Origin of the sequence: Chitinophaga arvensicola, assembly GCF_900110835.1 — a bacterium.
Classification (GTDB): Bacteria; Bacteroidota; Bacteroidia; order Chitinophagales; family Chitinophagaceae; genus Chitinophaga; species Chitinophaga arvensicola.
This window is the reverse complement of the sequence record NZ_FOJG01000001.1, coordinates 1,640,396-1,658,653: the sequence shown is the minus strand read 5'-3', so window position 1 is coordinate 1,658,653 and position 18,258 is coordinate 1,640,396. Positions and strand designations below refer to the sequence as shown.

Sequence of the window (18,258 nt, the reverse complement as noted above, 5' to 3'; positions counted from 1 at the left end):
TACAAGTTGCTTACTTGGGGAACAAAATAAGATATTTTTACATTCCTGCAATCGTTTGCAGAAATATTTTTATTCCAATTTCGGGCAAACCCGCTATTGATCAGATTATCATCTCTTTAAAAAATAAAAAATAGTGTCAATCTTTTGCAATCGGTTGTAAAAATCATTTTCATTGTTTATTTTGGACACCTTATTCCGTTTAAGTTATGAAAAAGACGATCCTTTTATGTGGCTCCCTGCTGTGCATGTATGGTAGCCTTTTCGCCCAGAAAGCCCAATGGCAGCAACTTTTCAACGGTAAAGATCTGAAAGGCTGGAAGCAACTGGGGGGTGAAGCAAAATATAATGTCCAGAATGGTGAGATAGTGGGCACCACCGTATTGAATACGCCGAACTCTTTCCTGGCAACGGACAAGGAGTATGGCGACTTTATCCTGGAGCTGGAATTCAAGCTGGGTAAAGAGTTTAACTCTGGTATCCAGTTCCGCAGCCAGAGCAGGGCGGATTACCAGAATGGCCGTGTATTCGGCTACCAGATGGAAATTGACCCGTCGGACCGTAAATGGAGCGGAGGGATTTATGAAGAAGGCCGCAGGGGCTGGCAATATCCGATGGAACTGAATCCTGCCGGACAAAATGCCTTTAAAAAAGACGGCTGGAACAAATACCGCATCGAGTGCCGGGGTAATGAAATGCGTACCTGGGTAAATGGTGTTCCTACCGCTCACCTGGTAGATACCGCACTGCCAAAGGGTTTCATCGCATTACAGGTACATGGCATCGGTAAAAATGCTGCCGACGATAATAAAAACATCTACTGGAAAAACGTCCGGATCATAGAGAATCCGGCAGCCTCCCAATATTCTGCCTACGATAATATCTACGTGGTGAATAATGTGGATAACACCATTTCCGGCCAGGAAAAGAAAAACGGCTTCACCCTGTTATGGGACGGAAAAACCAGCAAAGGCTGGAGGGGCGTATACAAAAAGACATTCCCTACTACTGGCTGGACCATGAAGGACGGTTTGCTGACTATCGGTCATTCCAACGGGGATGAAGAAGGCAGCGGCGGCGACATTGTTACCGAAAAACAATACTCCGCTTTTGAACTGGAGTTCACCTTCAAACTCACGCCAGGAGCGAATAGCGGGGTAAAATACTTTGTCAGCGAAACCTATGAAACAGGGGGTAAGTCGGCCATCGGACTGGAGTACCAGGTACTGGACGACGAAAAGCATCCGGATGCCAAATTAGGACGCGACGGAAACCGCACTCTGGCAAGTCTTTACGACCTCATGACAAGAAAACAGGAAAAACGTGCCATCAACCCTATTGGAGAATGGAACAAAGGTCGTATTATTGTGTATCCAAATAATCACGTAGAACACTGGTTAAATGGTTTCAAAGTGCTGGAATATGAGCGTGGATCCCAGGCTTTCAAGGATTTAGTGGCGATCAGCAAGTATAAAGACTGGAAAAATTTTGGTCTCTGGCCAGAAGGACACATTCTTTTACAAGATCATGGCAACGAAGTTTCGTTCAAAAGCATCCGAATAAAGACACTTAAATAATATTTTTTATCTTTTTTTTCATTGTTCACTGTTCTAAATAAGCATTCCGATTCTTCGGAATGCTTTTTTTCTTGGAGAAAACGGTAAATTAGGGTTCGTTCACAACCCTTCAATATGAAAATGTTACAACAAAAAGGCTACCTGCTCCTGCTGGGCACCCTGCTGGCAGGCGCTTGTCAACAGCAAAGCCATCATAGCAGCCCCCAGGCCACGGCCGATTCCCTGCATCACCTGGCAGCCCGTTACTACGACGAGAGCATGGCCCTGAACCCGCTACAGGCCACGCAGAACGGGGAAAACCAGTACAACGACCAGCTGCCCATAGACATCAGTGAAGCATACCGCGTAAAAGCAGACTCCTTCTATGCCAGCTACCAGCAGGCCATCAAAGGCATTGATACTGCTGTACTCTCGGGCAACGACCGCATCACCTACGATATGCTGGAAAGGGAATTCAGCATTAACCGGGAAGGACTTACTTTTCATGACCACCTGATGCCGGTGCAGCAATTTACCTGCCTGCCGCTCACCCTTACCCAGCTGGGCTCCGGCTCTTCTGCACAACCTTTTAAAACCGTCAGCGACTATCATAACTTCATGCGCCGTATGGAACGTTTTGCCATATGGACCGACACCGCCATCGCCAATATGCGCCGGGGCATGGCCACCGGCTATGTGCTGCCCAAAAGCCTGGTGGTAAAGGTAATTCCGCAGGTAACCGATCTTGCAAAGAAGGATACCGCCAACAATATATTCTACGGGCCACTGAAAATGATTCCCGATTCACTGGATGCGGCCACCAAAGCCACGCTGATCAAGGATTATACAAGCGCTATCGAAACATACATATTGCCTTCCTTTGCAAAGCTGCGTGACTTCATGCAACAGGAATACCTGCCCAAAGCCCGCAACACCAGCGGCATTGGCGATATTCCCGATGGCAAGGCCTATTATGCGTTTCTCATAAAAAGCTGGACCACCACCAATCTCTCCCCGGAAGAAATTTATGCCCTGGGAGAAAAAGAGGTAGCCCGCATCCGGGGAGAAATGGAAGCGGTAAAAAACAGTACCGGCTTCAAAGGCGATCTGCCGGCTTTCTTCGCCTCCGTTCGCAGCGATAAAAAACTGCGCATCTTTAAAACGCCGGCAGCGATCCTCGATTCTTTCAAAGCTATCGAGGACAAGATCATGCCCGGCGTTAAAAAAATGTACGGGCATCTTCCAAAAACAAAATTTGAGATCCGCCAGACGGAAGCCTATCGTGCGGCCTCCGCTTCTGCAGAATACATGCAGGGTAGCGCCGATGGCACCAGACCCGGGGTATTTTATGTACCCATCCTGGATGCCACCAGCTTTTCTTACACCGGTATGGAGTGCCTGTTTTTACATGAAGCCATTCCCGGTCACCATTTCCAGATTTCCCTGCAACAGGAAAATGACTCCCTTCCCAAATTCCGTCGTTTCTCCTGGATCGGCGCCTATGGCGAAGGATACGCCCTCTATTGCGAGAGCCTGGGTAAGGAACTGGGACTGTATACCAATCCGTATATGTACTTCGGCCGCTTAACGGATGAAATACACCGGGCCATCCGTCTGGTAGTGGATGTAGGCCTGCATACAAAAGGCTGGACCCGCGAACAGGCCATCAAATACATGATGGACAATGAACCCGTATCCACCCAGGAAGCTACGGCCGAAATTGAGCGCTACATGGCGATCCCCGGTCAGGCGCTATCTTATAAAATTGGCGAACTCAGGATCCGTGGCTTGCGGAACCAGTATACCCAGTCGTTAGGAAGCAAGTTCAGCTTGCCTTCTTTCCATGATGAGTTGCTGAAAGATGGTTGCGTACCATTATCAGTGCTGGAACAGAAGATGGCGCGCTGGGCGGCGACACAACATTAACCAATGGTGGTAACTTTCCTGCTGCGGAATGCAACAGCCGGAAAAGTACAATACAAAACGACTTGTAAGTATCTACCGCATATTGGGCAATTTATTCACTGGCTGACCCGGCTTCGGGTCGGCCTTTCTTTTGCATCAGATACCTTAAGTGAGGCTGGTATCTCTTTTTAAGCACTGCACCCGGTGGATTAAATTTCGATTAAGAAAAAAAAGCATAGTGCCTTCAAATACTTACTGGCGGTGGTATTCACCGGTGCAGCACTTTCTTAAAAATCTTTTTAACATTCATGATTGCATTTTATTTCCTATTTTTATAGAGCAGTTTCATTCACTATTTACAGCTTAGATTTACGTTAACCACACATACTTCATATTTTAATATGTTAGTCTGTGCATGTAAATTATTGACACGAGTCGTCCTGAAAAAACGACCCTATATAATATTCTTTAAAACCTGCTGCTATGTTTGATCACACCCTTGATCTGTGCCGGTCACTTCCGGCTGTCATCACTGAAAAAAAGTGGGACAATGAATTACGCTTTTATGTAGGCGAAAAATTATTCTGCATGATTTCCCTGGAGCCGCCTCACCGGGTGTCATTTAAATGCAGTCAGCATCAGTTTCATCAATTGATTTCGAGGCCGGGAATTGTGCCGGCACCTCACCTGGCGCGGTATCACTGGGTACAGTTGAAACAGGAAGATATGCTGCCTTCAACGGAGTTGGACAACTTTCTGCAGAATGCCTATGAAATCATTGTCAGCTCCCTGCCCCCATTTGAGCAGGAAGCCATCCATAAGATGAAAGCACACGCCTGATTATTTCCAGATCGTAAAGAAGATATCGTATACACCGAATACGATAAGGGTCAGTGCAAATAATTTTTCCAGGGTGGGTGTTTTCATTTTTACCGCCGTTTTAGCCCCGAGGTAAGAAGCCGGAAACGCCGTGAGTGAGAGCAGAAGTGCAATATTCCAGTCTATATGTCCCAGCCACCAATGTGTTAACGCACCGGGTATCGATAAGATAGCCGATAACACTACCGCACAGGCCAGTGCCTGTTTAATGGGCATTTTTAATTTCTTGATAAAAAAGGAGCTGAACAATATTCCTCCCGCGTTGGCCAGTAACCCGGATAAAAAGCCAATAAACAAAGCGGCTGCCATCAGTTTGCCTGCAGGCACGTCTTCCCCGTTTACTTTCACTTCCCCTGCCGGTTTGGCCTTCAGGAAAGAAATCATCAGGTTTACACCGGTAGCCATGATGAACAATGCCGTCATGATCATCAGTGATTTTCCGGGCAGATAGCTGCTGAGCCAGGATCCCAGGATGGTAGCAGGCACACCAAAGGCTGCTCCCAGCAGGATCACCCGTTTATTAAACAGTTTTTCCTTGCTGTATACTGCCGTGGCAGATAAAGTGCTGGTAATAGACGCCGGTAAAGGTGATGCCAGTGCAAAAAACGGATTTACGCCAGCAAAGATCTGCAGGGCGGGGGTGCTGATAGCACTGCCTCCTTTTCCTAATAAACCGGACAAATAGCCTACTACTAAGCCTATCAGCAATACTGACAGGTATTCAGATTGTTGTAAAAATTCCATTCAATTCATCCCTCCGGGGAACGCGCAACTTCGTGGTTGGTGTGGTTGGTTATAAAAAATTACAGGAAGGCCAAAAGTAGGGGATCATTATTAATAATGGTGATAACAAAAAGTTATGGGGGATAACAACTTATTATATTTATTGTTAGCCTATAAACCCAATAGGAGAAAGGGTTTATAGCGATGTAAAGATAAGAATTCCGGGTAAAATTGCAAACATTTTTCTTGTGCTTTTTACCCGGAATCCGGACATTATTTTAAGCTTTGGGCGCCCAGCCTTTTTCATATTCCCGCTCCCACATCTTCATGGCTTCCTTGTCGTTCAGGATGTGGCCATTGGATGGATCGGTATGTAAAATACGGCCGGTGCGCTGGGCAATATTACCCAACAGGCACAGGAGTGTACTGCGGTAACCGATGTTGATTTCTGAATTGAGGGTAGCCTTGCCACGGATGCTTTCCAGGAAGTTGTTGATATGTACTGCGTCATAAAATTCGCCGGCAGGACTAACGGTGTTGGTTACACTCTGATTAGGATTGGATGCCTGTTTCACTTCCTTAATCACCTTGCCTTTCGTATCGATCAGCTTGTAGCTGTCGCCGCCGGAGTTATACAGACTGCCGTTTTCGCCAAACAGGGCAAAACCACGACCACTGTTTTCCAGTTCAAACGGACTACAGCTGCGACCTTCCCAGGCAATGGCTTTATTGCCTTCAAATTCAAAGTTGAGTGTTTGTGTATCAGGAGTTTCCCAGTCATCTTTCGGATAGGCATAACGGCCACCCGCCGAAGTTACTTTGGTAGGGAATTCCACATCCATGAACCAGCGTAAGCAATCCAGTTCATGGGTGGCATTGTTACAGGTTTCAGAGGTACCCCAGTTCCAGCGCCAATGCCAGTTGTAGTGCACAATATTATCCAGGTAATCGCGGCGCGGAGCTGGGCCCTGCCAGAGATCCCAATCCAGCGTGGAAGGTACCGGAATTTTTTTGCCGGTACCAATCGGCGCCCGGTTATTCACATACCATCCCCGGCCATAATACACTTTGCCCAATACCTGCTGCTCTTTTACTTCTTTTACGGCTTGTTGCAGGTTGGGCCAGGAACGGCGCTGATTACCCATCTGAACAAGGCGGTTGTATTTTTTGGCAGCTGCTACCAGGATTTCTCCCTCCCGTGGATTATGTGCGCAAGGCTTTTCCACATATACATGCTTACCGGCGGCAGTCGCCATAATGGCTGCAGGCGCATGCCAATGGTCAGGTGCAGCAACCAGCAACGCATCAAAATCTTTCCGTTCCAGCAGTTTGCGGATATCTTTTATTACTTCCGGCTTGCGATCCTGGGCGCCTGCAATGGCTTTAAGGCCTTTGGCGATGGCGCCGTCTTCCACATCACATACGTAGCCTATTTCTGCTCCTGGCAGTTTAGCGGCGCACTGGGCCAGCCAGTTGCCCCGGGAATTAACCCCCATCACACCCAGCACCAACTTGTTGCTCGGGGCATTTTTCCCGAATACAGGGAAATTAAGGATCGTTAACCCTGCTCCTAAACCGGCCATGCTACCGGTTTTAAGAAAATCTCTTCTTTTCATAACGGTTTTTATTATTACGCGTTTTATATGAGTGATGGCAAAAAACAATCGGTTGCATGAATGTAGAAAAATAAATCTGGGATGTTTAGTTTTTTTGATGAGAGGTGGGGAAGCGATTTACAAATGCACCAGGGACTGCTATGAAGCGATGCGGATGAGGAAGGATGCACGGAGCGACGATAGGGGATGCGAATGAGGAGAGATAGCGCCGGGTGCGACGCAAATAAGCAACCGTGAAGAACACTGCGGGCGAACAATAAAGGTGACGTGTATGAGGAGAGATGGCGCGGGCTGCGACGCGGATAAGCAACTATGAAGCAACAACACTATCCATGAAGCGCAATCAGAATAGACCCCGAAGCACCAAAAATTCTAAAAAGTAACCCCGGCCACTACACGCCCTGGTGAAAAAGATACCTGTACATTTTCAAACCGCTGATACAATCCTTTTCCATGACGGTGATGTATCGTAAGATTCACAGCGTCGTATAGCAGCAGGAAACCACCCTGCAGGATAATGGAAGAACCGTATCCTTTCCAGCGGTCCTGTTCCTTACCCGATTGGTTTTTACCATATTCGCGGGCATATAAACCGCCGAGGATATAAGCTACGTCGAGCGCGCCGTTCACGAGATATATCTTTTCAATTTTGTTTTGCTCTTTGATGCTGCCGGACATATTCCAGGAGGTGCCATTGAGTTTGCGGCTACCGAAATAACCGGCAGTAGCGATCCCCAGGTTTACCACATTCCAGATGGCATTCATCTGGTGGAAGTATTTTGCTTCACCACTGGTTTGCCCCATCGCCACCAGGCCTGTCGCTATATTAGCTACTGCCCAGCCTCCCAGCACGATCATGGCGGTTTGGGTGGTGTGCATCCGTTGCTGGTTGAAGGTTTGAAGATTGAATGTGTCGCTGCCCGGCGTTGGCGGAAGCATCCTGATACCGGAAGATGCCGGGGTGGGAATTGTTTTTAGCGATGCGGCGGCCGTAGGCAGCTGTTGCTGGCTGCCAACCTGCGTAGTTACCGGCAGCTGTTCCACGGAAGTTAAAGCGCCAGGGTACGCCCCCGTTGCCGGCAACAGCTGCCCGAAACCGGCGTTATCCTGCGCAGGCAACCGCACCGCCACCAGCAGTGTGATGATCAGTGCGCCACAAAATTTATACATAAGGAGATTTATTTTCCTGTTAACTGGTTCCATATCACCCCATATACGTCAGTTGCCTGCAACTGGGTTTTGGTGATAGGCTCCGGACTGATCACTACCGGGTGAAATGCCGGGTTTTCTTCCAGCCGGCCGTGAGAACCTTTGATTAGTGTTGCATCCAGGGGGATCACATTCATCAGGTACCGGAAACCAAGTTTCTTTTTCAGGAGTTTGCCAGCGGCTTTCAGTTTGATGAAAGGATCGGCAGGATTCATAAACATCTCTACCGGATCATATCCCGGTTTACGGAAGATGTCCACAATCCGGGCAAAATCAGGCGCTTTGGCGTCGTCGAGCCAGTAGTAGTAGGTAAACCAGCTATCAGCATCCGCTACGGCTATCAGATCACCGCTACGGCCGTGATGCAGGTTATTTTCCCGCTTACCTTCCCGGTCGAGTACCTGATCTACACCGGGCACACTTTCCAGGAGGGCGCGTACTTTTTTGTAACAGGAAGGATCGTTGATATAGATGTGCGCTATCTGGTGATCTGCAACGGCAAAGGCTTTGGAAGCCCCCGCATCCAGCAGTTCCAGCCCGTTTTCCACACGGAGGGTCAGTAACCCTGCTTCTCTTAACAGGCGGTTGAGATGAATCGGGTTATTCACATTCGTGATCCCATACTCAGACAATATGATCGGATCACAGTTCTTTTGCTGGTAGTAAGTCACCAGTTGTTTCACCACACCATCAATTTCGCTCAGCTCTTTGGCATTCTTTACCGGGTCCTGTCCGAATTTCTGCAGGCAGTAATCCAGGTGAGGCAGGTAAATAAACGTAAGGGTAGGGTCGTATAATTTATCGGTAAGGATAGACGCGTCGGCTATCCATTGAGATGATTTGATGCTGGCAGTAGGCCCCCAATAATTAAAGAGCGGAAACTTACCCAGTTGCTCCGTCAGGTAGTCCCGGAGGGAAGACGGAGAAGTATAGCAGTCCGGCACTTTACGGCCGTCGGAAAGATAGTTCGGACGGGGAGTCAGGGAGTAATCTACGTTGGCGTACATATTATACCACCAACACATCTGCGAGCAGGTAAAAGAAGGATCCAGTTTCCGGGCACGGTCCCATATTTTGGGGGCATCCACCAAACGGTTGGATTGCTTCCAGAATTTGATTTCCGCATCTGTTCTGTCGTACCAGCCATTGCCTACAACACCATGCTCACTGGGCCATTCGCCGGTAAGATAGGTACTCTGTACCGAAGTGGTCAACGCCGGTAACATAGGCGTTACCGTAGCCAGGTGCCGCTGTGCGGTGTAAGCCTTTATAAAAGGCAGGTGCTCCAGCAAAGAAGAGGAGAGCCCTACTACATCAATTACTACTGTCTTTCTCATAGATTCTATCGCCGTTACTATTTCCGGCATAAAGCTATAATACCGGGTGGACAATTCCAAGACGGCTTTTGGTAGCTGGTCTTTCGCTATTTGTGTTTATGGTGTATATCCCCATCCGCTAAAGACCAACTCCTCAAAAGCTTACAACTGTTCCTTTATCCAATTCAGTTCACGGGAAACGGATAAGGACATTTCCTGCTTCAGGGCAGGTGGTAATACGTCCCAGGTGTATGTTTCCGCTTCCATATGTGCTGTAAAAGGCGCTTGCCGCTGTAAGGCAAGCACTTGTTTAATATCTTCCTGTGTAGATTGTAATACCCCAAATTTATCCAAAAAAACGGGCACATGGAAATGTGAGCGCCATTCGTTGACAGCTGCATTTTCCTCATCTGCCAATGCTTCCGGCAAATCCGGATAATGGATAAAAGTACCGTCGTTCTTTTTGGCGATCACCTGGTGCAGGTATACCGGTTCATTGAACTTACGGAAGGCGTCTGTTACCTCGCGGCGTGTGGAAAGATCTGCCGGCATATCGGCTTTCAACGCGGCGCTGATCTGCAGTTTGCCGATCTTCAGCCCGTGATGCTGCATACGTTCAATAACACGCTGCGGCGCTTCGTATACCAGTGCAAAGTGACAAACATCGTAGCACAACTGAATATGCGATTTGATGATATCAGCAGCTTCCTGGTCGTCGGCAATGTTAAATTTATCTTTTATAAACGGAATACCTGCGGGTAATAAGTTATCGAAATACCAGCTGATATATTCACTGGTATTTTCCATCATTCCATCCGGTTCCGGTTCTATATCGAGGTGCATCAACGGACCGCCGCTGCGATGGGTGCGTACCAGTTGTTCCAGTACCTGCAACATATTCAGCGTAGCGGTTTCCGTATAGGCGTTTTTATCTGCTTCACAACGGTTGCACCAATGTTTGTATCCGAGCGGATTGGTGGAAATACCGCCTTCCATACCTTCCGGCAGTAAGGCCGCCAGTATCCTGAATAAACGGATAGAATATGCTACACGGTCGGCGCTGGTCCAGTCGGGTGCATGTACCTGGTCTTTTACCACTACGTTATGGAATCCACCATAAGGGAAACCATTCATGGTAAATACATAGCAATCTTCTGCTTTCAGCCATTGCTGAAATGCTTTCAGGTTTTCTTCCTTACTCAGTTCCAGGCTGGCAGTATTCGCGAGCCGGAGCCCGATGCCAAAAGGCTGATCCGGTGATACCTGTTGCTTAATGGCAGGTATAAACTTTTTGAGCTGTGCAAAATGATCGTTCCAGTTTTCGCCGGAATGAATATTTGTACAGTACGTAAGATGTCCTACAGCTGTTTTCATTACTGATTATTTTTGCAGATCTCTACCGCTTTGTATAAAAGATCCAGGTCCATTTCGTGTACTTCTTCTCCTTTACCTACTTCGCGTAACAGCGAAATAGTTAATCTTCCGCCGAGATGTTCGCGGAATTCTTCCAGTCCTGCTACCACGGGAGAAGGTTGTCCGTTCTGCTTTTCCAGCAATGGATGCCATACCGGCAACTGCATATTTTTCAATACGGTGAGGATCCGCTGCATATCGGATTCAGATAGCCATCCTAACAGGTAGGAATATACGCTGTCTACTGCGATGCCGATAGACACCGCCTCTCCATGACGTAGTTCGAAGTTGGTGAGTTGTTCCAGTTTATGCGCGCTCCAGTGACCAAAATCGAGCGGACGGGAAGAGCCGCTTTCAAACGGATCTCCGGCGCCTCCGATGTGTTGCACATGTAATTCTGCACAACGGTAAATCAGGTAGTGCATAGCGGCCATATCACCTGCGGTGAGTGCCACCGAATCAGCTTCGATCCGGTTAAAGAAAGCAGCGTCTTTAATGAGGGCTACTTTCACTGCTTCCACCATCCCGGAGCGCCAGTCGCGCGAATCAAGGGTGGTCAGAAATACCGGGTCGTTGAACACGGCGGCCGGCGGCGCAAAGGAACCCAGGAAATTTTTCTTCCCCTTATAGTTTACGCCGTTTTTTACCCCTACACCGGAATCATTCTGTGAAAGCACGGTAGTAGGAATCCGGATGTGTTTTACCCCCCGGTGGGAAATAGCGGCTGCAAATCCTACCAGGTCCAGGAGAGATCCTCCGCCTACACCAATCACATAGGAATGGCGGTCGATACCATATTTATCAATGGCATCCACCAGGCTAAAAAGCAGGGGCAGATCGTTTTTCACACCCTCGCCTCCGGGAATGGTAATAATTTCAGGCGCCAGCTGAAAACCGCGCACCTGCTCAAAATAACGGCTGATCTGTTGGGTCAGTTGCGGGTGATGTGCCGCCACACCACCATCCAGAATAACTAATAATTTCTTAACGTATGCATCCTCTGCTTTTGATTCCAGGAAGGTAGCTAAACAGGTGTTGGCAGGATCGAATAAATTACTGCTGAAGAAAACACCGTAAGAAAAGTTGACATTGAAATTTTGTTGAATATATTCCATGGCTAAATCCGCATCATCTAAACTTAAAAAAACTATAGCCTTTAAAAGTACATAGAAAAACGTGATTTTTCACATTAAAAAGGCTCCGTGAACGGAGCCTGTTTTTTTGGGGTTAGACTGTAGAATCAATTTATCGGTATGCAAAGGAACCTGTTTTCCGGGATTTATACTACGGTATAAACCGCTATTTTACATTTTGCGTAGTTCTACTGACAGATACCGTTCGTCTACAAATGCTTTACCAATCAATATTTCAACGCATCTTCCTCTACCGGGAACTCCTTTTCCTTTCCGTTCATCCCATACCGGGTTGCGTATTAAAACAGAAATGCAGAACTTTATATCACTGAAAAAAGGAGCGTTCCTTTTTCAGCCAGAAAATAAATTGTTTGACCAAAAAAGCGGGGCGCCTTCCCCTGCTGTTACCCCTGTAACATCGGTGGTTTTCCACATCTTTTGTTGCATGCTGAGCATTTGTCACGCGCTGCGATGGCGGGTTATAGCTATATAGGCTATTGCCGGCCGGGCTATTCATTGTTGTGCAGACCAATAAACACGGGATTATTAACAAGACAACCGCAGGGTTGTAAAAGTGTATCAGAAATGTTGAGAATATTACTTTTTGTTTGTTGTATTTCGATTTCCGGTACCGGCGCTTTAAAGGCAGAACGTTCTTTGGCAGCCGATAGTGTCTTACAGACGATTAACCGGCAGCCGCCAGACAGTAACCAGGTAAAGGCTTTGATCAGCTATGGCTGTCAGTTGTTTCCGTATCAACTGGATAAGTCGGCAGCTGTTTTCATGCGCGCTTTACGTATCAGCCGGCAGCTGAACTATCATAAAGGCGTGGCCGATTTTGCCTGCTATTATATGTATATCCAGGATATGCGGGGCGAGTACCGCCAGTCCTTGTTCATGCTGCAGCAGGCCGTGCTCATTTATACCTCCCTGAAAGATACGCTCAACCAGTCGAGGGCACTTAGTTACTGCGGGATGGAATACCAGCAGATGGCCAATTTCCCTGCGGCCGCCAGCGCCTACCTTGAAGCACTGAAGCTGGCCGAAGCCGTGAAAGACAGCATCGGCGCCGGTATGATCCTTCATTACCTTTCTGCTGTTTTTATCTCCCTGGGAGATGTAAAAAAAGGAACCACCTATGCGGCACAGGCTTATGAATATGGCCGCCAGCTGCAACATACTTCCCTGATGGCCACCGCACTGCTGAACCTGGGAGAATGCAAAAGCCAGCAGGGGAACCCATCTGCCGCCAGCAGGTATTTTAAACGCGCCCTGGAACTGGGCAGGGAAAAGGGCGACAGCCTGCTGGTACTGAATGCGCTCACCGCCACCGGCCGCGCCTATGCCGATCTGTCCCAGTCCGAACAATCATTGCGCACCTATGAAAAAGCACTCCTGATTTCCGTGGATGACCCCGGGCCGGAGAACCGGATGCAGCTTTACATGGGCTATGCAAAAGCACTTTACCAGGACGGAAAATATGCAGCGGCCGATATCTACCTGCGTAAAACTATTGCCCTCGCCCGCCTGTATTTTTCGGGAGATTTCCTCCGACGCGCCTACCTGGCCGCATCAGACAACCAGGCGGCCCAACACCAGTACCGGCAGGCCTTCCAGCTGCGTAAAGCTTATGAACAGCTAAACGATTCCCTGGTAGGCGATGCCACCCGCAGCAACGTACAACAACTGGAAATGCAATACCAGTCGGAGAAAAAAGACAGGGATCTGGCCGAAAAAAAACTGGAGCTGATCCAGAAAGACCTGCTGCTGCAACGGAAAAATAAATGGATCGGTTTCTTCCTCACGGGTGTGGTAATGCTGCTCATCGCGTCCTTCCTGGTATGGCAGAAACTCATACATCGCCATCATTTGCAGGAACAGCAGCTGCAAACCATGGAAATAGAAAAAACATTGCAGGTGCTGGAAGCCATGATGCAGGGAGAAGAAAAAGAGCGAACCCGTTTGTCGAAAGACCTGCACGATGGCGTAGGTGGATTATTATCGGCTGTGAAAATGCATTTCTGCGCGCTGAAATATGAACTTACATTTCTGCAGCAGGATAAAGGCTTTCATCATGCCCTGGGTATGCTGGACGACGCCATCGGCGAAGTACGCAAAACCGCGCATAACCTGATGCCCGACATCCTTTCCCGGATGGGCTTAGCAGGCGCACTGGAATTATTCTGCCGGAATGTGAGTCATTCCCGGAAACTAAATATCAGCTTTTATACTTCCGGTGATATCCAACGGTTCAGGGGTAATTTTGAACTGACCGTATACAGGATCGTACAGGAACTGATCAACAACATTATCAAACATGCACATGCCACAACAGCCCTGGTACAACTCACCGGGCATGAGCAACTACTTACCATTACCGTAGAAGATAATGGGGTGGGGTTTGAAAACAGCGCCCATAATACCGCCGGGATGGGATTAAAAAACCTGCGCGCCCGGATCAAATCATTAAACGGACATTTAACACTGACGGCCACTCCCGGATGCGGCACCACGGCATACATTGAATTCAATATTGCCATTATGCAGCTAACGGAAATGGAAGCCGTCTTTTAATTTTACCTCATATGCATATCAAACTGGCTATAACGGACGATCACCTGCTTGTGATCAGCGGACTCAAAGCCATGCTGGCGCCTTATCCGCACATCTCCGTGGTGTATGAAAATAATGTGGCGGCCGAACTGATGGCAGCGCTGCCGCTGGTGCAACCGGATGTATTACTGCTGGATATACAGATGCCGGAAATCGACGGCATCTCACTCTGCAAACAGGTCAGCAAAGCGCACCCGGGTATCCGGATCATTGCGCTGAGCAGCTTTATGGAATCTCATTACATCAAACAGATGCTGCGTAACGGCGCTACCGGCTACCTGCTCAAAAACACCGATCCGGAAAAGCTGATCCGTGCTATAGAGCGGGTACATGCCGGGGAACAGTTTCTCGATGATGTGATCCAGCAACAGCTGCTGAACGAAGTAATCACCGGGCAAAAGCGCACCGTATTTGAAATTCCACTCACCCGCAGAGAAAAAGAAATCCTGAAACTGATTGCAGAAGAGCATTCCAACCAGGAAATTGCGGAGCAACTGTTCATCAGTTTACGCACCGTGGAAACACACCGGTTGAATCTCACGCAAAAACTGGCGGTAAAAAATACCGCAGGACTAGTAAAGGAAGCAATGAAAAGAGGTATTGTCTGAAAGACATCATTGGCTTCCCTCGCAGATTCAGCCAGGAAGCCAATGATAAAAGTATACTATGTTACCGGGAAGAGTTTCCCAAGTACCATCGAGATAGGTAAAAGTAAGATAACGGCAATCGCAAAGGGCAGTGTGGCAAAAGCAGCCACCCATGCGGCATTCATGGCAATCAGCGCAATGATGCCTCCTTTCACGGCTTTCCCGATATTGGGTCCGGAAGGATTTTTCATGGCCCGGAACAGGGGCACATTGATCATGATGATAAACAACGCGATAAATGGCAATGCCAGCCAGATCCGGTGATGCAGGTAAGCCATTACGCCCATGGTAATGTATACGGCCGCGTAGCAAAGGGCAGTAAGGCGCAGACTTTTCACACTACCTCCATGTACTTCACCTCTGCTGATGTTGGTTACTGCAGCAATGTAGAGGATAGGGATGAAACCCATCCACCAGTGTGTTTGTAATACTTCCGGCACAATACTGATGCCGAGAAGCAGATTAAGGCCCCGGCAAAGTCCCATGTTAAAAGGCCCCAGGAACTCCTGGTGTTTTCCCCATTTATCGTAGATCAATGCACTGGCGGCTACACCGATGGCCAGCCAGCCGGCATAGCCGGTGAGGCGTCCTACTGAAAATGCGGCGAGAATGCCTACCAGCAGCAGGTAACTGCCCAGTATAATAGCCTGTGTTTTTGAAATAACGCCACTGGGAATGGGCCTTTCGGGGCGCTCGGTGCTATCCAGTGTGGCATCAAATACATCATTGAATACAACGCCGCCGCCATATAAGCCGATAGTAGCGAGGCAGAGACATACCACCGGAAGGGAAAAATCCAGTGTGACAGTACTAAGCGAAACATTTATAAAATACCCTGAAACAGCAACGCCTGCCAATATATCTGCAATGGCAGTAACGATATTGGCTGGTCGCATCAGGCGCAGATATCCGATCAATTTGCTAACAATATAACTCACCGTGTAATTAGGTTTTCATGGTTCATTGCCAGCAGAGACGAATCTGTCAGGCCATTACCGGATGATGGTCGTGTTTTTATCAATTCGGGGCTGTTGGCCTCCGCGTAAAATAGAGCTTCCGTTAAATTTCTCACTTTGATCAATATTTGCTGCTACATCAAAATCCGCTTCATTAATCTGGCCGCTCTGAGCAAAGGCTTTTACAGCATTGGTGTAAGTTACCAAATGAATGTCATTCAAGTCAATACCACTTTCGTGCATTAAAGCGGCGGTCTTAGGAACAGCCAGGGGATCGCTGATACCCCAGTCTGCAGCGGAATTCACCATAATACGCTCACTTCCGTACTGTTTTACCACGGCTACCATGCGTTCATTGCCCATTTTGGTAAACGGATAGATGGTAAATGCAGCCCAGAAGCCACGATCCAGCACTTCTTTCACTGTTTCTTCGTTATTATGGTCTACAATGATCATGTGAGGTTCCAACCCATGCTCGAGTGCGATATCCATGCTACGTTGGGTACCTTTTTTCTTATCGCGGTGGGGAGTGTGTATCTGTACAGGTAAACCGGCTTCCTTTGCCAGTTCCAGTTGTGCGCGGTAATATTTTTCTTCCAGCGGGGTCTGGTCATCGAAACCGATTTCGCCGACGCCTACTACGCCTTCTTTATAGATGAACTGTGGCAGTATTTCCATCACAGCTTCTGCGAGCTTTTCGTTATTGGCTTCTTTTGAATTGAGGCCAATGGTGCAGTAGTGCTTAATACCGAACTGGGAGGCACGGAAGCGTTCCCAGCCCAACAGGCTGCTGAAGTAATCCCGGAAGGTATCTACGCCGGTTCTTGGCTGTCCTAACCAGAATGCGGGTTCGATAATGGCTACAACGCCGGCATCGGCCATCGCCTGGTAATCGTCCGTGGTACGGGCGGTCATATGCACATGCGGATCGAAGAAGCGCATGCCCTTAATTTTATTAAGATAAGCGGGGCTATAGGTGAGTGGTTGGAGGTCTTTTTCCGTTAAATCGTGGATTCCGCACATATCTGATCAATTTATTAATGAAAATTATTTAATTATTTTCTGTGCCAGTACTTCCCAGGTCAGCCGGCCATTCTCTGTTTCTGCCTGCAGTTCCGGTGAAGTGGCCAGCAAAGCTTTGGCAGGCGCATAATTGCATTGTGCGCATACCAGTGCTGCCGCTTCTTTTTCCACACTGTTTAAAGAGTGCCAGATGCGGGTGATATCTGCAAAGTTATCGTCGTTTACAAAATTCACAAGGATGCGCCATTGCATGGGATCCAGGGTTCTTCCGGCGGCCCAGCGTTCATGGGCAAAATCCACCAGGATAGCTACCAGGGCTGCATTGGCTCTTTCATCCAGTCCGGTGATGAGATGCAGCGGTTTATCCGTGAAAATGGCCTTCATCACCAGCTGGTTCCAGGCAGGTTCACTGAGGTATTTTGCCGGATATGGGTTATGGAGCATGATGGCTTCCTGTACAATCCCGATATTGGACCTGATGCCTTCTGAAGTACGGCCTGTCCATTCTTCCGGCCATGGCAGCAATGGAAGCGCACTGTACAAAGCCGCCAGCTCATTCATTTCGGCAGCATTAAACAGGTTCTCCAATACCCCGAGGTATGCGGATTTATCTGTAACGGGTAATTGCAATAACCACCAGACCCTTACGAGCCGGTCTAACGTCCACCCATGTACGAAAAATGAAGGAAGTAGTTGTTGAAGCAATTCATTTTCCTCTGCGGAAACTTTTATAATCTCCTTACCTGTGAAGCGTGGAATAGCTGTGAAAGTCTGATTGAACTGCGGGATGGCACCGGTTTGCTGCTGTAATTGCAATCGCTGTTGCAGCCAGGTATTTGCTTTTTCGTTACCGTTGTTCCTGATGATCGTACTAAGCAGCTTGCTCACTTTATCCTGATCGTATACATATTCAGCCACTGACATATCCTGTTTAAACTAATAATGCTGATTTCCCAATAAAATTAACCCGTAATAATGGGATTCTCTTAATTCTGACACTTTTTTATGATAGATGGCAAAAAATAGCGATGAAAGCGCTCACATCAGCTGTTGAACGAGCGGTATACCCAAAATAAAAGAGAGGCATTACTGCCTCTCCTTCCGCCATTCTAAAACCTGATTATACATCAGGATATCTTTACATCACCATGCCCCTGACGACGGACATAGTGCAATAAGGTATATGTTGGGAAAACGCTGATCAAGAACGATGGTACTTTAGAGATCTGTAATATATGAGTAATGTACTCTTCAAAATTAAGACCCGAAATA

14 protein-coding genes are annotated in these 18,258 nt (G+C 47.9%); 5 read left to right on the top strand and 9 right to left on the bottom strand.

Going from position 1 to position 18,258, the window contains the following annotated elements; translation table 11 throughout:
• Positions 1-206: 206 nt before the first annotated feature.
• From BMW79_RS07085 to BMW79_RS07075, 3 genes are all read left to right on the top strand, one after another.
• Positions 207-1,574, top strand: a complete 1,368-nt coding sequence (locus tag BMW79_RS07085) for a 3-keto-disaccharide hydrolase (RefSeq protein ID WP_089892412.1) — start codon at positions 207-209, stop codon at positions 1,572-1,574.
• 114 nt (positions 1,575-1,688) lie between these two features.
• A complete protein-coding gene (locus BMW79_RS07080; protein ID WP_089892409.1) occupies positions 1,689-3,479 on the top strand; it encodes a DUF885 domain-containing protein in 1,791 nt (596 codons plus the stop codon).
• Positions 3,480-3,941: 462 nt separating this feature from the next.
• On the top strand, positions 3,942-4,298 hold the full coding sequence (locus BMW79_RS07075) for an MmcQ/YjbR family DNA-binding protein (protein WP_089892406.1): 357 nt from the start codon (positions 3,942-3,944) through the stop codon (positions 4,296-4,298).
• Here BMW79_RS07075 and BMW79_RS07070 read toward each other — a convergent pair whose 3' ends face one another.
• The 6 genes from BMW79_RS07070 to BMW79_RS07045 form a co-directional block, all read right to left on the bottom strand.
• Complete coding sequence (locus BMW79_RS07070; RefSeq protein ID WP_089892403.1) at positions 4,299-5,081, bottom strand: sulfite exporter TauE/SafE family protein; 783 nt, start codon at positions 5,079-5,081, stop codon at positions 4,299-4,301.
• 257 nt (positions 5,082-5,338) lie between these two features.
• Entirely contained in the window at positions 5,339-6,676 is a 1,338-nt protein-coding gene (locus BMW79_RS07065) for a Gfo/Idh/MocA family protein (protein ID WP_089892400.1), read from the bottom strand.
• Between the two features lie 372 nt (positions 6,677-7,048).
• Positions 7,049-7,846, bottom strand: a complete 798-nt coding sequence (locus BMW79_RS07060; protein WP_089892397.1) for a DUF6992 family protein — start codon at positions 7,844-7,846, stop codon at positions 7,049-7,051.
• A gap of 8 nt (positions 7,847-7,854) precedes the next feature.
• Positions 7,855-9,222, bottom strand: a complete 1,368-nt coding sequence (locus BMW79_RS07055) for an alkaline phosphatase family protein (RefSeq protein ID WP_089896812.1) — start codon at positions 9,220-9,222, stop codon at positions 7,855-7,857.
• A 141-nt stretch (positions 9,223-9,363) separates the two neighbouring features.
• Entirely contained in the window at positions 9,364-10,575 is a 1,212-nt protein-coding gene (gene eboE / locus BMW79_RS07050) for a metabolite traffic protein EboE (RefSeq protein ID WP_089892394.1), read from the bottom strand.
• Positions 10,575-11,729: a 3-dehydroquinate synthase gene (locus BMW79_RS07045; RefSeq protein WP_089892391.1), complete on the bottom strand. Its 1,155-nt coding sequence runs from the start codon at positions 11,727-11,729 to the stop codon at positions 10,575-10,577. The genes eboE and BMW79_RS07045 overlap by 1 nt, the downstream gene beginning before the upstream one ends.
• A 603-nt stretch (positions 11,730-12,332) precedes the next feature.
• On the opposite strand from BMW79_RS07045, the gene BMW79_RS07040 reads away from it, so the two are divergent.
• Positions 12,333-14,321 (top strand): tetratricopeptide repeat-containing sensor histidine kinase, encoded by a 1,989-nt coding sequence (locus BMW79_RS07040; protein ID WP_177192068.1) that lies wholly within the window; start codon positions 12,333-12,335, stop codon positions 14,319-14,321.
• An 11-nt stretch (positions 14,322-14,332) separates the two neighbouring features.
• A complete protein-coding gene (locus tag BMW79_RS07035; protein WP_089892385.1) occupies positions 14,333-14,968 on the top strand; it encodes a response regulator in 636 nt (211 codons plus the stop codon).
• A gap of 56 nt (positions 14,969-15,024) precedes the next feature.
• Here BMW79_RS07035 and eboC read toward each other — a convergent pair whose 3' ends face one another.
• From eboC to BMW79_RS07020, 3 genes are read right to left on the bottom strand one after another with little or no spacing between them, the layout of a single operon-like run.
• Positions 15,025-15,945, bottom strand: a complete 921-nt coding sequence (gene eboC, locus BMW79_RS07030; RefSeq protein WP_218150287.1) for a UbiA-like protein EboC — start codon at positions 15,943-15,945, stop codon at positions 15,025-15,027.
• Between the two features lie 54 nt (positions 15,946-15,999).
• The gene (locus BMW79_RS07025; RefSeq protein ID WP_089892383.1) at positions 16,000-16,986 is read right to left on the bottom strand and encodes a TatD family hydrolase; all 987 of its coding nucleotides are present in this window, start codon (positions 16,984-16,986) and stop codon (positions 16,000-16,002) included.
• A gap of 24 nt (positions 16,987-17,010) precedes the next feature.
• A complete protein-coding gene (locus BMW79_RS07020; RefSeq protein ID WP_089892380.1) occupies positions 17,011-17,910 on the bottom strand; it encodes an EboA domain-containing protein in 900 nt (299 codons plus the stop codon).
• Positions 17,911-18,258 lie beyond the last annotated feature (348 nt).

Excerpts from the sequence above, each read along its gene's own strand:
- BMW79_RS07085 (WP_089892412.1), top strand. The coding sequence starts at position 207 with ATGAAAAAGACGATCCTTTTATGTGGCTCCCTGCTGTGCATGTATGGT.
- BMW79_RS07080 (WP_089892409.1), top strand. The coding sequence starts at position 1,689 with ATGAAAATGTTACAACAAAAAGGCTACCTGCTCCTGCTGGGCACCCTG.
- BMW79_RS07075 (WP_089892406.1), top strand. The coding sequence starts at position 3,942 with ATGTTTGATCACACCCTTGATCTGTGCCGGTCACTTCCGGCTGTCATC.
- BMW79_RS07070 (WP_089892403.1), bottom strand. The coding sequence starts at position 5,081 with ATGGAATTTTTACAACAATCTGAATACCTGTCAGTATTGCTGATAGGC.
- BMW79_RS07065 (WP_089892400.1), bottom strand. The coding sequence starts at position 6,676 with ATGAAAAGAAGAGATTTTCTTAAAACCGGTAGCATGGCCGGTTTAGGA.
- BMW79_RS07060 (WP_089892397.1), bottom strand. The coding sequence starts at position 7,846 with ATGTATAAATTTTGTGGCGCACTGATCATCACACTGCTGGTGGCGGTG.
- BMW79_RS07055 (WP_089896812.1), bottom strand. The coding sequence starts at position 9,222 with ATGAGAAAGACAGTAGTAATTGATGTAGTAGGGCTCTCCTCTTCTTTG.
- eboE (WP_089892394.1), bottom strand. The coding sequence starts at position 10,575 with ATGAAAACAGCTGTAGGACATCTTACGTACTGTACAAATATTCATTCC.
- BMW79_RS07045 (WP_089892391.1), bottom strand. The coding sequence starts at position 11,729 with ATGGAATATATTCAACAAAATTTCAATGTCAACTTTTCTTACGGTGTT.
- BMW79_RS07040 (WP_177192068.1), top strand. The coding sequence starts at position 12,333 with ATGTTGAGAATATTACTTTTTGTTTGTTGTATTTCGATTTCCGGTACC.
- BMW79_RS07035 (WP_089892385.1), top strand. The coding sequence starts at position 14,333 with ATGCATATCAAACTGGCTATAACGGACGATCACCTGCTTGTGATCAGC.
- BMW79_RS07025 (WP_089892383.1), bottom strand. The coding sequence starts at position 16,986 with ATGTGCGGAATCCACGATTTAACGGAAAAAGACCTCCAACCACTCACC.
- BMW79_RS07020 (WP_089892380.1), bottom strand. The coding sequence starts at position 17,910 with ATGTCAGTGGCTGAATATGTATACGATCAGGATAAAGTGAGCAAGCTG.